Here is a 13,620-nt window from a genome sequence, read left to right on the forward strand (position 1 = left end):
TGCTTGAAGGGGCCGCCCGAGGCCGTCCGCGGCGGAATGGCGTGCGACGCATGTCATGCCTACGGTGGTAACAGAGGCAATGCGGAACAGTCGCCGACAGCAGCACGTCGACGCACCGCGTTCCTACGGACGAGGGCCACTCACCGGAGCAGGTGGGGACGATGCGCGCGGACAAACTCGGCTCCGCCGCACGGCGTGCGCTGGCGAACGCCGGTGAGTCGGTCGCCGCCCTTCCCTTCCGGGTGCTCATCCGGGTGAAGGGGGAGCCTGGCGAGGAACAGCATCGGCAGATAACCGACGCCGGCGCACGGGTCGGGATGGCCGCGGGCGATGTCCTGACCGCGGTGATCGCCCCCGGCGATCTCGGACGCCTGACGGAGGTCGACTGCGTCGACTACGTGGAGCTGGCCGAGCCCCTCCACCCCGAGACAGGCGCCCGGCCACACCAGAGAGAGTGATCACCCGCCTTGCACCGTGACAGGCCGGTGATTTCCCCAGAGAGAAGGCCGCTCATGCTCGACTCACGGCTGAAGTTCCTGACGTCCCGGGCCGAGGAAGGCCCGGCAGAGCTGGCGGACCTGGAGTCCACCGGCCGTTTCGCGCTCACGACCGAAGGGGTGAGAACGCCCCGTGTACGCGTACTCCTGCACATGGCCGAGGGACACGGCGCCGACGACCTGGCAGACCTCTCCCGGCAGACGGGTCTGACCGTGCTCGTCCGGGCCGGGGACGTGGTGGGCGGAGACATCGGAATCGACCGTCTGACGGAGCTCGACGAGCTGGAAGCCGTCGGCTACGTCGAGGCGTCCCGGCCCACCCTCCCGGAACTGGACGCCGCCGTGCCCGAGACCAAGGCCGACAAGGTCCACACCGGGCCGCCCGGACTCCGAGGGGCCGGTGTGATCGTGGGCGTGGTCGACAGCGGCATCGACTGGCGCCACGGCTGCTTCCGGGACCCGACCGGGAAGACCCGCATTCTGCGTATCTGGGACCAGAACCTCGCTCCGGAAGCCGGAGAGTCCTCACCGCCACCGTTCAATCACGGAGTGGAATACGCACGTTCCGCGATCGACACCGCATTGGGCTCTACGGACCCGATGAGCGTGGTGCGACACATGGACGACAGTATCGGCCATGGCACCCATGTGGCGGGCATCGCCGCCGGTGACGGCTCGTCGGCCGGCAACGGCAAACCGGCCTTCACCTTTGTCGGAGTCGCACCCGAGGCCGACCTGGTCGTCGTCGCCAACCAGACGACGACGGAAGCACTGGGCGATTCCATGAGCACGCTCGAGGCCGTCGGTTACGTCTTCAAGGTCGCCGAGACCCTCGGGCGGCCCGCGGTCGTCAACATCAGTCAGGGCGACAATCTGGGACCGCACGATGGTTCCAGCCTGCTGGAACGCGGAATCGACAACCTGCTGAACGCCCCGGGGCGCGCACTCGTGAAGTCCGCGGGCAACGCGGCGAACGCCGGCGTGCACGCGACGGGCCAGGTGACGCAGGGAGAATCCGACGTCGTGCAGTTCCTGGTACCCGTAGGCGACAACACGCCGGACACGGTGGACATCTGGTACCCCGGCGCCGACCGTCTCTCCCTGCGGATCACCACCCCCAACGGCACGGCGAGCGCCGAAGTCACCCCCGGCACCACAGTCCCCGATCTGGCTCTTCCCGGCGGCAACAGGGCCTTCGTCGACTCGGTCGTGCACCACCCCCAGAACGGCGACAACCGGATCTACGTTCAGCTGAGCCCGGGCAGTCAGACCGCCATCCGGCCCGGCACCTGGAGCCTCACGCTCATCGGCCAGACCGTGGCCGACGACGGCCGCTGGCACGCCTGGATAGAACGAGGCCAGACCGTTCCCCAGTTCATCGGCTCACACCGAAACGACGAGATGACCATCTCGGTACCAGGGACCAGTCGAAAGGTCGTCACCGCCGCCTCCTACATCACCAAGGGCGCGGGGCAGGGCAACCTTTCCACGTTCTCCAGTCGGGGCCCCACGCGCGACGGCCGCCACGCGCCGACACTCGCCGCGCCGGGCCAGGCCATCACCTCGGCACTGGTAGGGGCCGCGGGTGCGAACCAATACCAGCCCATGTCGGGCACGAGCATGGCCGCACCGCACCTCACCGGGGTGTGTGCCCTCATGTTGCAGTCGACTCCCACGCTGACCCAGGACGACCTCGTCCTCCTCCTGACCAAGACGGCCCGGCTGGACCCGTTCACCGGCGGGGCGCCCAACAACGACTGGGGCGCGGGCAAGGTGGACGCGGCAGCTGCGGTCGACTCCATCCCCTGACCGACAGCCTTGTCGCCGGACGGCTGACGGGGATTCTCGCCGCCGCTGACAGGGCTCTCCTCGCTCGCTGGACACGGGCTCCCTGCGGGCCCGTGTCCCAGGCGTCAGCGTCACCGGGGTGCGCGTCGACCAGACGCGGGCGGAGGCCGAGGCGTACGACGCGTGAGACGGAGTGGCTGCGCGACGAGTGCGTGATGGCGCGGGGATGCCGGGACCGACACAGGAGCCCGACCGGGGAGATCGAGGCTCCTCGCCCGGTCCCTCCGGCCCACGAGCGGGACGATCCGCGACCGCCCGCCGCACGGGTCGACGCGTGGCTCCGGCTGACCGACCTCGTCGACGAGACGTGGTCGACGGCGCCGGGTCGGGTCCTTCACCCGAGTGCCCCTGGAGCAGGCCGCCAACATGCGGCCGAGCAGCAGCTGTGGCAGCGTCACGAAAACCCGGCCCAGTGCCGTAGTCCGGCGTTCAGCACTTCCTCGCCGGGCTTCGGGGCCCCGGCTTGTCGACGGTGCTGGTGCCCTTGCTTCAGGAAAGGCGAACGGTGGTTGGTGCGGTTGTCGAGGCAGGTGCACAGGTCGCGGCGCCATGGGGAGAGTTCGGTGTGAGGCAGTACTTGGGGCTGGTGCTGATCACGGCGGGAACACTGGTCGGAGCCTGGTCGGGACGACGTTGGTCGCGGCATTCGACGGTCCTGCTCGGGGCTGCGTCGGGTGTGCTGCTGGCAGTGGCCGGGTTCGACATCGTGCCGCATGCGCTTCATGAGGCGAGCGAGGTGGGGCTGTCCGCCTGGGCTGTGCCGGTGACCACGCTGACGGCTTTCGCACTCGCCTCGGCGGGGCACCTGATGCACAGACGGGGTGAGCCGGGGCGTCTCGTGAGTACCGGGACAGCCCTGGCCCTCATGCTGCACCGGCTGGTGGAGGGCATGACGGTGGTCCTGCTGACCTCGGTTCTCGTGGTGGCCGCGCTGGTCGTGCACTCCGTCAGTGAGGGACTCGCGCTGACGGCGGTCCTCGACGCACGGGGCCGACGGCGCCTGACGCCGTGGCTGCTCGCCGTCTGCCTGAGCCCGCTCCTGGGCGGCTGGATCACCGAAGTGGCTCCCGTTCAGGAATGGGTGCATGTGCTGCTGCTGGCAGCGGTCGCGGGGGTGCTGCTGCGGGGTGCCGGTACGGCCCTGGCGCTGGCCCAGCGCCGACGCCTGACAGGGGAGCTGGCGGGGCCGCCCGTGCTGCTGGCGCTCGGGACGGCTGCCCTCGTCACCATGACGGCTCTGCTCGTCATGCGCTGACCACGCCGCTTTGAAAGGAACCGGACCGAGCCGGAACAGCCCGCCGGGTCAGGCCTCGCGCTTCACCGCCAGGAAGCCGGCCGTCTGTCCGGCCTTGGCCAGGGTGGGACCACTCCCGTGGTCCTCGGCGCGCAGTACCGTCCCGGCGAGGGTCATCCGCTGGCCGATCCCGGTCTCCCAGTGGCGCAGGACGATGCCGTCGTACTCGTAGTGGAAGTCCGCGATGGGGCCGTCCATGGCGAGCGGGTCGGCTCCCGGCTCCTCCGGGAAGACCAGCTCCCCGCTGATTGCACCGTCCGGATCGACCGCGAGCCTGAGCTCCAACTGCGCGAACCGGAGCTTGTTGAAGTCGTCAACTGGCTCCGGCCGGTTCAGGAAACTCCGGTACGTGTACGTCCCTGTCAGCTCTACGACGCCCATTTCATCTCTCCCGCACAACGGGGATGCGCAGTGAGCGCACCCCTCCAGGGTGCTGCGACCGCCCCGACTCCGCGACCGCAGGAATGCCACCCGCATGCCGTACGCGAGGGTGCGTCACCGCCGAACGGAAGGCGTTCCCCGCTCCGCGCGTACCGCTCGTCTGGATGGCACGGCGGGGTTCACCTCTCAGAACGTTTCTGGGCGAAACGCGGTGGGGCGGCCGCCGACGCCGGTACGGATCTGGGGCGTCCCACTCGGGCGCCCCGACCAGAGCTAGGAGCAACATGGCTAACGGTGTCGCGTTTGAGCGGCGAGACGCGAGCAACATGAGCGACTGGGATCCAGCGCTGTACTGGTACGCCCGGGCCGTGGGGAGGATGCAGCAGCGGCCGGCCACGGACCCGACGAGCTGGGTCTTCCAGGGGTGCATCCACGGTGTCCCACCCACCATCACCGAGACGAACGCGGCCTTCAGCCAGTGTCCGCACGGTGGCTGGTTCTTCCTGCCGTGGCACCGGGGCTACCTGTGGTACTTCGAGCGGATCGTCAGGGCGACCATCAAGGAGATCGCCGCCGAGGAGAACATCACCCCCGACCCCTCCACAAGCTGGGCCCTGCCCTACTGGGACTACGCGCTGAACGCTCCCGCCTCGCGCCCGCTCGAGGACTTCACCTCGCGCGCCCTTCCGGCAGCCTTCCGCAGTCCGATGATGCCGAGCGAGCCGGACGGCACGGACCTGACGATCGACAACCCGCTCTACCTGCCGGAGATGCAGGTGCCTCAGGCAGACTTCTGGAAGACGCCGCACCGCAGCCTGAAGACGAACTCGGCTTTCGAAGTGCTCCCCTACAAGGACATCAATCCCTTCGTCGCCATGAGCCAGACGGTCTTCTCCGCGACGCACAGCCGTCGGACGGTTCAGCCGAGCTTCGGCAGTGAGATCACCTACACCTCCATGGAGCACTTCCGCCCCGACAAATTCGGTGAGCTGGAGAGCGTCCCGCACAACCAGGTCCACGATGGAATCGGCGGCTGGATGGGCACCGTGGAGGGCTCGGCCCGTGATCCGATCTTCTGGCTGCACCACAGCAACATCGACCGGCTCTGGTCTAGTTGGCTGAGCAGGGACAACCGCAACCCGGACGACACGTCCTGGCTGGACCACAAGTTCATGTTCTTCGACGAGAACGGGCAGCTCCAGGAGCCCACCCCCAGGGAGTTCCTGGGGGTCGACCCGCTCGACTACGGATACGAGTCGTTGACCGACGGAACGGGGACACGGCCCGTGGTGGTGCCGCCCGCCCCGGCTCCCGCACCGGGCGAACGGGTTCTGGCGTCCGCCGCCGGCAACCCTCGGCAGCTTCTCAGCGTCCATGGGCCGACCGAGGTGTCCCTGGAGCCGGCCGGCGACGTCAGCGAGGCCATGCGATCCATGACCGCCCGCAGCGCGCCGCAGACCCTGATCCTCACCGTGCACAATGTGCGCACCGACGTGCCGCCCGGAACACCGTTCCACGTCTTCCTCAACGGCCCCAGCGGTGAACTCGACCCGGAGGGCCCCTACTTCGTCGGCTGGATCTCCTTCTTCGGCGCAGCCGACGTCGGCGGTACAGCACACGACCACGGCAGCCACGACGTGAGCTTCGACGTCACCGATCAGGTCCAGCGGCTGCGCGAGCAGGGCCTGCTGCCGGACGGGCCGGTCACCATCTCCATCGTGCCGTCCGTCTCCCAGCCGGTGGCGGGTGCCGCCGAAGCCGCCACCGAGGCGCCCGCACCGCAGCCCAGCTTCGGAAGTGTCAGCCTCACCACGGTCTAGCGACCTCGTGCACGGTGGGCCGGGGCGTGTGAGTTGGTCGTGGTGGAGTACCGCGTGGGGTGATGCCTTTCGGCGCCGTTTGGTCCGCGACTGGTCCGGGAGGCACTCCCTCGGATGCCAGATAGTTGCCCTAGGGATCCAGCCACAACGATGCCTCCAGGCAACCGACTTTAAGGCTCTGGAAGAACCCAAGTTTCTTGGGGCTGTAGGAATCCGAGGCTGCGGTCGTCTCACCGCCAAGGTGCCTGGGCGCGCTGTGCGGGCCGCTTGGGTGTTCCACCAGCGGGGACATCCTGAGGCCGCCAGCGGGGACGATCAAGAGGCCGTTGACAACCCGTCGAGGAGGGTGAAGAGCCGGGGGACTGCCGTCAGGTGGTGTCGGCTGGGGCCAGCTTGGCGGGCACCGCCTGGATATTGGGCCCAGAGGAGGTACTGGGCTGGCCACGGCAGATCGATCCCCTCTCGTCCGTCATACGCCACGACCACCGGCTCGGCCATGGAAGCGGCGATGCCGGTCACCATCCCGCGCCCCGCAGGGTGCAGTTGATCGGCCAGCCTGACCACCCACGGTTCATCCCGTAGGTCGCGCTTGATCGCCCGCTCCAGGGCGTCGTATGCGCGCGCCCATCGTGCCGCTACTGGAGAGGCGTGGTTGCTCTGCTCGGCAGGAGTGAGACGCACCAGGGCCTGCAGCCACCTCTCGCACCATCGGTCGAAGCCGGACTGGTAGTCGTAACGTGCCGTGCCCGAGAAGGTGTCTCTCCTCTCCTGTGCGTCCAAGGCTTCCTCGCAGATCTCTTCCCAAGTCTCCTGCCAAGGGAGCCGGAACTTCCCAGGCCGACGGCGTCGGAAGTCGGAGTCGAGGAGCGCGGCTGTGCCGATCAGGAGCAGCTCTTCTTGGGCCCTTCCGCCGCGGTAGGCGTTGGCATGGCGTTCCGCCAGCCGATCGCGCGCGGCGCCCAGTGCCGAGTGCGGCTTCCGAAGGAGGCGGTGAATGTCTCCCGTAGTGCTGCTTCCTGGTCCAAACATTCTGAAGGTGAGGACGTGGCAATACGCCTCCAGGTCATGCCCGGAGTCGAGCCGACCGGCCAGCGTTGCCAGTTCTTCCATGCCTGAGATCAGACGACGGGCCTGCGTGTAGTAGTCGGGGAACGGGTTGGGGCAGCGCCGACACCCCCCGGGCTCGGGAACGTCGGCCATGCTTCCACGATCCGGCCCCCGCAGGCTGACGTCAGCCCGCTGCGGAGGACCACGGAACGCCCCGCACTCTGCCACGTCTTCTGCCGTGGGAAGGGGTACCTGGTCATGTGCTGCAACGCTCGCGGACATGCTCGTGAGCTCCTTCGCCGATCGAGTGACGGCACCGAGGTCCATTCCTGCTGGGCGGATAGGTTTGCTGCACATGCCGGCTGGCTCACTCACCACAGTTTTCTGGTGCCTATGTCACTTCGTCATCAGGCTGGAGGAGATTGAGTAGATCTTGTACGGCCCAGTCCGGAAGGGTGACTGCCGCGGTGGACGGCAAGCGAGCGCTTCGCAGGAGAGAGCCTTCCTTGAAGACGGCTCGGGTGAGCCAGGAGAGGGTGTCGTCGTCGAGGAGGTCGGGGTGTACGGCGGCCGCTTCGGCGAAGTGCTCCGCATCGGGGAAGACACTGGGTACGACCGTGGGCAGGTCTCCGTCACTTGCCGCACGGAGAACGGCGCGGCGGACCATCGTCTCGTACCAGCCAGATCCCCACCATTCGCCGATCGACTCGGTGCGTGAACCGTGCATTGAGAGCAGGCGCAGGGTGGCTTCCGGGCCGAGGTTTTCGTCGACCTGCTGCCAGAGGTCGATCTCCCGGTGGATGGATGCGAGGATCGGCGCCCACCCCTCCTCGAAGATGTCCTGTAGGGCTTGGCCGTTCGCGAGTCGGCGAGAGGGCGCGGTGAGGGCGAGGCGCACGGCTGGCCAGTCGACGCCTTCGGGGTGGACGTGAGGCAGGACGGCACGGGTGGCTGCGATGTTGGCATGTGCCATGGCGACGTCATCGATCTTGAAGTGCCATTTCTCGACGTCGCTTTCGCGTCGCCGGCACCATTCGGCGATGCCTCGGGCCGCCGCGGTCGGCACTGCGTCGGGGACGATCACCGGATAGGCGCGCAGTCCGCTGCCGATCCGCCAAGAGAAATTCTCACCTAGCGCCTCGATCGCGGTTTGGCCGTCGTTCCCTCGCCGGTGGCGGCCGATCGGCTCGTGGATGTGGTCGGCCCAGAGCAGCAGGACCAGGTTATGGCGCAGCGCCGATGCGTCCTCGGGCAGGTGGATTCGGGTCGCGTCGAGGAGCCCAGCCGCGGCGAAGGCTCGACGGGCGGCCTCTGCCTTCGCCGCCTGAGTGGGTTGGGCGCTCAGGTCAATGCTGAGCGGCTCGTCGAGCGGGAACAGCGGGGGCAGGCTCTCTGCCCAGTCCCAGCCGTCGGTGGGGTCATCGACGACGAGGTGGCAGCTGGCGGGGCACCAGCTGATGTGGAGGTGGAAGTTCGAGCGGGAAACCCCATCGACGTGGTGGCGTCAGCCGGGCTCCCTTCCTCCTCATACCACTGCTCTTCCTCTTCGATCCAGCCGGCCAGCCGCAGCGGTGTGGTGAGCCGTCTGAGCAGCTGCGTGCCCAGTGCATGCGGCGACAGAACGTTGTCCGAGGTGCTGTCCACGGAGATCCTCATCAGTTCTGCAGGAGGACGGGATGGTCTTGGAATGGGCGAAGCGGGACATCAGCGGTCAGCGCAAAGTCGAGCCCGAAACTCTCCCTCCTTGTCTCGGCTTGCGGGCCTAACGCGGAGCACTGACACGGGCCCCGACTACGACGATTCCACGCGCGCGGTAGAGGAACGGAAAGGCCAGGCGTAGCGGGACCGTTACCCGCCCGCTCTGGCTCAGGCCCTGCCCGCGGGTTCGGGGGACCATCATGGAAGCCCGTCCTTACACCGAGACTGAAGTCCAGGTGCCAGGTCGAGGTCGGGGATCGCGTGGTTGACGGCGGCCTTCGGGTCCATGGTGTAGTGGGCGGTGGCGGTGAGCACTTCGTACGCCCCGATGCCGGGGAAGCGGTAGGCCTCGGCGAACGGCTCGCGGGCGTGCACCTCCAGCCGGACCGGGCGATGCTGACCAGGGCTCACCGGCCCGCCTCCTGAACCGCCGGAGAAGCGGGACGCCAGCCCAGCTCGGGGGCGATCAGATGCCGGACGTCGTGCAGGATCTGTTCGTACTCCTCGCGATGGAACTCGTACGGCAGCTCCAGGCGCAGCTCCGACACCTGCGCGACGACGGGATCGGCCGCCAGCTGCTCCAGGATCTGTTCCGTGGTGCCGACCACGTCCGGGGCGAACAGGAACCGCTTCCCGCCCAGCGCCGCCACCGTCTGCGGCTTCAGGGCGCGTTCGTGCCGACTGGCCGCGTAGTTCCGGTAGCGGGCCCGGGTGGCGGCGTCGGCGCTGTCGAACGGCACGATCACCCGCCCGAGCGCCACCCGCGCCGCCGGCCGGTCGTCGCGCAGGCTGCGCCGGTACTCGGAGAGCAGGTTCAGCTGGGCGGTGGTGAAGTCAGCGGTGTCCTCGCCGGAGACGATGTTGCCGGACAGCAGGTTGAGACTGTTCTCGGCGGCCCAGCGAACCGAGCGCAGGCTGCCTCCGCCGTACCAGATCCGCTGCACCAGGCCGGGGTTGTGCGGCTGCAGCCGCGGCCGCTGGATGTTGCCGGGCGAGTGGATCACGGTGTCCGGGCCGCCGAGGTAGTCGCCGCGCAGGTTGTCGACGAGGCGGGCGATCCTGCCGTACGACAGGTCGAAGCCGCGCCAGTCGCCGTCGTGCACCAGGTCGCCGAGCAGGTCGGCGTGCGGCATGCCGGTGCTGAAGCCGACCTGGAGGCGGCCGCGGGACAGCACATCGGCCAGGGCGAGGTCCTCGGCCAGGCGGAAGGGGCTCTCGTAGCCGATCGGGATGACCGCGGTGCCCAGCTCGATCCGCTCGGTGCGCTGGCCGGCCGCGGCGAGGAATACGGCAGCCGAGCCGACGCCGTGTTCGAGGTGGCGCTGGCGGATCCAGGCGCCGTCGAAGCCGAGCCGTTCGCCGTACCCGAAGAGTTGGAGTGTCTCCTCCAGGCCGGTGTACGGGTCGTCGTCCGCGAAGTTGCCCGGGGTGAGAAAGGCCAGTGAGGTGATGGTGGGAGTGCTCATGCGACCGTGGTCCTCAGCTCGTGGTGGTCTCGGCGGCGGAGGTGGGGACGCGGCCGCCGGGGATCGCCACGAGTAGTTCGCGGGTGTACTCGTGGCGGGGGCGGGTGAAGAGGTCCTCGGGTCGACCTGCCTCGACGATGCGGCCCGCCCGCATCACGGCGACCTGGTGCGCGATCTGCCGTACGACGGCCAGGTCGTGTGAGATGAAGAGGTACGCCACCCCTGTGTCGGCCTGCAACTCGGCCAGCAGGTCGAGGACTTGGGCCTGCACGGACACGTCGAGCGCGGAGACCGGTTCGTCGCAGACCACCAGGTCGGGGGAGAGGGCGAGGGCACGGGCGATGGCCACGCGCTGTCGCTGCCCGCCGGACAGTTCCGCCGGGCGGCGCTCCAGCGTCGTGGCCGGAAGGGCCACCCGGTCGAGCAGATCACGGGCCCGGGTGAGCCGGGAGGCGCGGTCGCCGACCTTGAAGGCGCGCAGCGGCTCGGTGATCACCTCGGCGATGGAGAATCGGGGGTCGAGCGAGGCGTAGGGGTTCTGGTAGACGAGCTGGGAGCGGCGGCGCAGCTGCCTGGCTTGGGCGCCCTTGGCGGTGGTGATGTCGGTGCCGTCGAACAGGATCTGTCCGGCGGTTGCGTCTGCGAGACGGAGCACCAGGCGGGCCGTGGTGGACTTGCCCGAGCCCGACTCGCCGACCAAGGCGAGGGTCTGGCCCCGCTGAAGGGTGAAGCTGACGTCGTCGACGGCGCGCAGAGTGCGGGGCCCGTCCCCGGCGCGGGGCAGCCTGAACTCCTTGACCAGGTTGCGAACCTCGACCAAGGGCGCCGTCTCCGCCTTGGGGAGGGAGGCCGGGGTGCGGGGCCGGGCGGTGGTCAGGCTCGGGGCACTGGCCAGCAGGTGCCGGGTGTAGGCGTCCTGCGGGTCGGCCAGGACGTCGCGGGTGGGGCCCGCCTCGACGACCTTGCCCTGGGACATCACCACCAGCCGTTGCGCCCGGTCGGCTGCGACCCCGAGGTCGTGGGTGACGAGCAGGACCGCGGTGCCGGACTCCTCTGTGAGGCGCTGGAGATGGTCCAGGATGATCCGCTGCACGGTGACGTCGAGCGCGCTCGTGGGCTCGTCGGCGATGATCAGCTCGGGCTTCGCGGCGATGGCGATGGCGATCAGGGCGCGTTGCCGCATGCCGCCGGACAGTTCGTGCGGGTACTGCCGGGCGCGGGTGGCCGCGTGGGGCAGCCCGGCCCGGTCCAGCACGGCGACCGCCTCGGCGGGAGCCGATCGGCGGGTCGCCAGACCGTGGATGCGCAGCACCTCGGCGACCTGGTCGCCGATCCGCTTGACCGGGTTGAGGGAGACCGTCGGGTCCTGCGGGACCAGTCCGATCCGCGCCCCGCGCACGCTGCGCAGTTCCGCCTCCGACAGGGTGGCCAGGTCGTGTCGGCCGAAGCGGAGGGTGCCCGCGTCGATGCTGCCGTTCGCCGACAGGAGCCGGGTGATCGCGTGCGCGGTCGTGCTCTTGCCGGATCCGGACTCGCCGACCACCGCCGTCACCTGTCCCGGCCACACGTCGAGATCCACGCCCCGGACGGCCTCGACCGTGCCGCCCCGGGTGCGGTACGACACCGACAGGCCGCGTATCTCCAGCAGTGGTGTGCTCACGTCCTCACCGTTCTTACGTTTGTCGGTCATCGCTGCCGGGACCATTCGCCGTCCAGAGCCCGGGCGATACGGTTGGTGGCCAGTACGGTCGCGGCGATCGCCAGCCCGGGCAGCGCGGTCAACCACCAGGCGTTGGCGAGGTAGTTGCGGCCGTCGGAGATCAACGTGCCCCACTCCGGGGCCGGCGGGGGAGCGCCGTAGCCGAGGAAGCTCAGGGCGGAGACGGCCAGGATGGAAGAGCCGAAGTCGAGGGTGGCCAGGACGATCACCGGGCCCGCGGCATTGGGCAGCACATGCCGGCCCAGCACCGAGTACCAGCGGGCCCCGCTCGCGCGCGAGGCCTCCACGAACACCGCCTGCCGCACCCGCAGCACCTCGGCGCGCGCCACCCGCGCGAAGGAGGCGACGCTGGCGATGCCGACCGCGACCGCCACCTTCACCGTGCCGTAGCCCAGCGCGGTGACCAGGGCCAGGGACATGAAAAGCGCGGGGATGGACAGCAGCACGTCGACGAAGCGCATCAGCACGTCGTCCACCCAGCGGCCCACGAACCCGGCGACCACCCCCAGCAGCCCGCCGACCACGAACGCGACCAGCACCGCGATCAGCGTTGCCTTCAGGGACAGTTGGGCGCCGTGGACCACACGGGAGAAGACATCGCGGCCCAACTCGTCGGTGCCGAACCAGTGACTACCGCTCGGAGCGCGGAAGTTCTGCGACGGGACGCCCTTCAGCGGGTCCTGCGAGGTGAAAAGGCCGGGCCAGAACGAGGCCAGCACCACCAGCACGAGGACGACCACCGACAGCAGCAGACCCGGGCGGCGCACCACGAAGCGCAGCAGACGCCGTACGTCCACGCGGTGTCCCGGCTCCGGCCCTGACCGCGCCTCGACCGGGCGGGCCAGTCCCAGTGCGGCCTCGGCCGGGTCGTCGACAAGGCTTTGGCTCATGCGAGGGCCGCCCTTCTGCCCGAGGCTACGACGATCCGCGGGTCCAGGAGTGGATAGACCAGGTCGATGACCAGGTTCGTCGTCACGAAGATCAGCGCCCCGAACACCACCACCCCCTGGACCAGCGGGATGTCCTGGGCCGTGACCGCAGCCGCGGTCACCCGGCCGAGACCGTCGCGGGAGAACACCGTCTCGACGACCACCGAACCGGCGATCAGCTGCCCCACCAGCAGGCCGACGACCGTCAGCGCAGGCAGGGACGCGTTGCGCAGCGCGTGCCGCAGATGGATTCGCCACCGCCCGGCGCCCTTGGCCCGCGCGGTCTCCACATACGCCTGGTCCAGCGCGGTGAGCAGGCTCTTGGCGAGCACCTGGGCGATCTGCGCGCCCGTCGGCACCGCCAGAGTCAGCGCCGGCAGCACCAGCCCTTTGAATCCGTCGTTGCCGAACGCGGGGAACCAGTGCAGCCGGAAGGAGAATGCCTCGACGAGCAGCAGCCCCACCCAGAACGTCGGGACGGACACCCCCAGCGGCGGCAGGGACAGCAGCAGCTGCCGCAGCCAGCGCTGGGCGGTGTATGTCGCCAGCACCGCCAGGCCGCCGCCGAGGAGCACCGCGAGCAACAGGGCCGCGCCGGTCAGCTGCAGCGTCTGCGGCAGCGCGTCGGCCAGCGTCGAGGTCACCGGCCGACCGGTGGAGACCGCGTCGCCGAAGTCCCCGCGCACCGCCCGGCCGAGGTACTCGGCGTACTGCACCAGCACCGGTTTGTCGAAGCCGTACTCGTGCCGCAGGGCCGCGATCTGCTTCGGGTCGACCTGCCCCGAGTCCATACCGGCGCCGGCCATCGCCGTGACCGGGTCGCCCGGCAGATAGTCCAGCACCAGGAACGAGACCGTGTAGGCCGCCCACAGCACCCCGACCGCCTGGGCCAGCCGTTTGATCACATAGCGGCGCATGCG

At 69.4% G+C, this 13,620-nt stretch carries 12 protein-coding genes; 4 read left to right on the forward strand and 8 right to left on the reverse strand.

The window, feature by feature from the left end:
* Positions 1-161 precede the first annotated feature (161 nt).
* The 3 genes from ABZ464_RS33860 to ABZ464_RS33870 all read left to right on the forward strand — a co-directional run bounded on the left by ABZ464_RS33860 (position 162) and on the right by ABZ464_RS33870 (position 3,600).
* On the forward strand, positions 162-458 hold the full coding sequence (locus tag ABZ464_RS33860) for a hypothetical protein (RefSeq protein WP_358993018.1): 297 nt from the start codon (positions 162-164) through the stop codon (positions 456-458).
* A 54-nt stretch (positions 459-512) separates the two neighbouring features.
* Positions 513-2,306 (forward strand): S8 family peptidase, encoded by a 1,794-nt coding sequence (locus ABZ464_RS33865; protein ID WP_359283437.1) that lies wholly within the window; start codon positions 513-515, stop codon positions 2,304-2,306.
* A 604-nt stretch (positions 2,307-2,910) separates the two neighbouring features.
* A complete protein-coding gene (locus tag ABZ464_RS33870) occupies positions 2,911-3,600 on the forward strand; it encodes a hypothetical protein (RefSeq protein ID WP_359283439.1) in 690 nt (229 codons plus the stop codon).
* A gap of 48 nt (positions 3,601-3,648) precedes the next feature.
* Here ABZ464_RS33870 and ABZ464_RS33875 read toward each other — a convergent pair whose 3' ends face one another.
* On the reverse strand, positions 3,649-4,020 hold the full coding sequence (locus tag ABZ464_RS33875; RefSeq protein WP_359283441.1) for a hypothetical protein: 372 nt from the start codon (positions 4,018-4,020) through the stop codon (positions 3,649-3,651).
* Positions 4,021-4,346: 326 nt separating this feature from the next.
* Between ABZ464_RS33875 and ABZ464_RS33880 the strand changes: the two genes are divergently transcribed.
* The gene (locus ABZ464_RS33880; protein ID WP_359283443.1) at positions 4,347-5,840 is read left to right on the forward strand and encodes a tyrosinase family protein; all 1,494 of its coding nucleotides are present in this window, start codon (positions 4,347-4,349) and stop codon (positions 5,838-5,840) included.
* A 315-nt stretch (positions 5,841-6,155) separates the two neighbouring features.
* Here the strand turns inward: ABZ464_RS33880 and ABZ464_RS33885 are convergent, their stop codons facing one another.
* The 7 genes from ABZ464_RS33885 to ABZ464_RS33915 form a co-directional block, all read right to left on the reverse strand.
* Entirely contained in the window at positions 6,156-7,040 is an 885-nt protein-coding gene (locus ABZ464_RS33885) for a hypothetical protein (RefSeq protein ID WP_359283445.1), read from the reverse strand.
* A 238-nt stretch (positions 7,041-7,278) separates the two neighbouring features.
* Positions 7,279-7,971, reverse strand: coding sequence for a hypothetical protein (locus ABZ464_RS33890; protein ID WP_359283448.1), 693 nt, complete (start codon positions 7,969-7,971; stop codon positions 7,279-7,281).
* An 812-nt stretch (positions 7,972-8,783) separates the two neighbouring features.
* Complete coding sequence (locus ABZ464_RS33895) at positions 8,784-8,996, reverse strand: hypothetical protein (protein ID WP_359283450.1); 213 nt, start codon at positions 8,994-8,996, stop codon at positions 8,784-8,786.
* Positions 8,993-10,051 (reverse strand): LLM class flavin-dependent oxidoreductase, encoded by a 1,059-nt coding sequence (locus ABZ464_RS33900; RefSeq protein WP_359283452.1) that lies wholly within the window; start codon positions 10,049-10,051, stop codon positions 8,993-8,995. The genes ABZ464_RS33895 and ABZ464_RS33900 overlap by 4 nt, the downstream gene beginning before the upstream one ends.
* Positions 10,052-10,064: 13 nt before the next feature.
* Positions 10,065-11,741: an ABC transporter ATP-binding protein gene (locus tag ABZ464_RS33905; RefSeq protein WP_359283453.1), complete on the reverse strand. Its 1,677-nt coding sequence runs from the start codon at positions 11,739-11,741 to the stop codon at positions 10,065-10,067.
* Positions 11,738-12,661: an ABC transporter permease gene (locus ABZ464_RS33910; RefSeq protein WP_359283456.1), complete on the reverse strand. Its 924-nt coding sequence runs from the start codon at positions 12,659-12,661 to the stop codon at positions 11,738-11,740. The genes ABZ464_RS33905 and ABZ464_RS33910 overlap by 4 nt, the downstream gene beginning before the upstream one ends.
* Positions 12,658-13,617, reverse strand: coding sequence for an ABC transporter permease (locus ABZ464_RS33915; RefSeq protein WP_359283459.1), 960 nt, complete (start codon positions 13,615-13,617; stop codon positions 12,658-12,660). Before ABZ464_RS33915 ends, ABZ464_RS33910 begins: the two co-directional genes overlap by 4 nt.
* Positions 13,618-13,620: the final 3 nt, after the last annotated feature.

The sequence above is a fragment of the Streptomyces sp. NPDC005820 genome (assembly GCF_040630255.1).
Classification (GTDB): Bacteria; Actinomycetota; Actinomycetes; order Streptomycetales; family Streptomycetaceae; genus Streptomyces.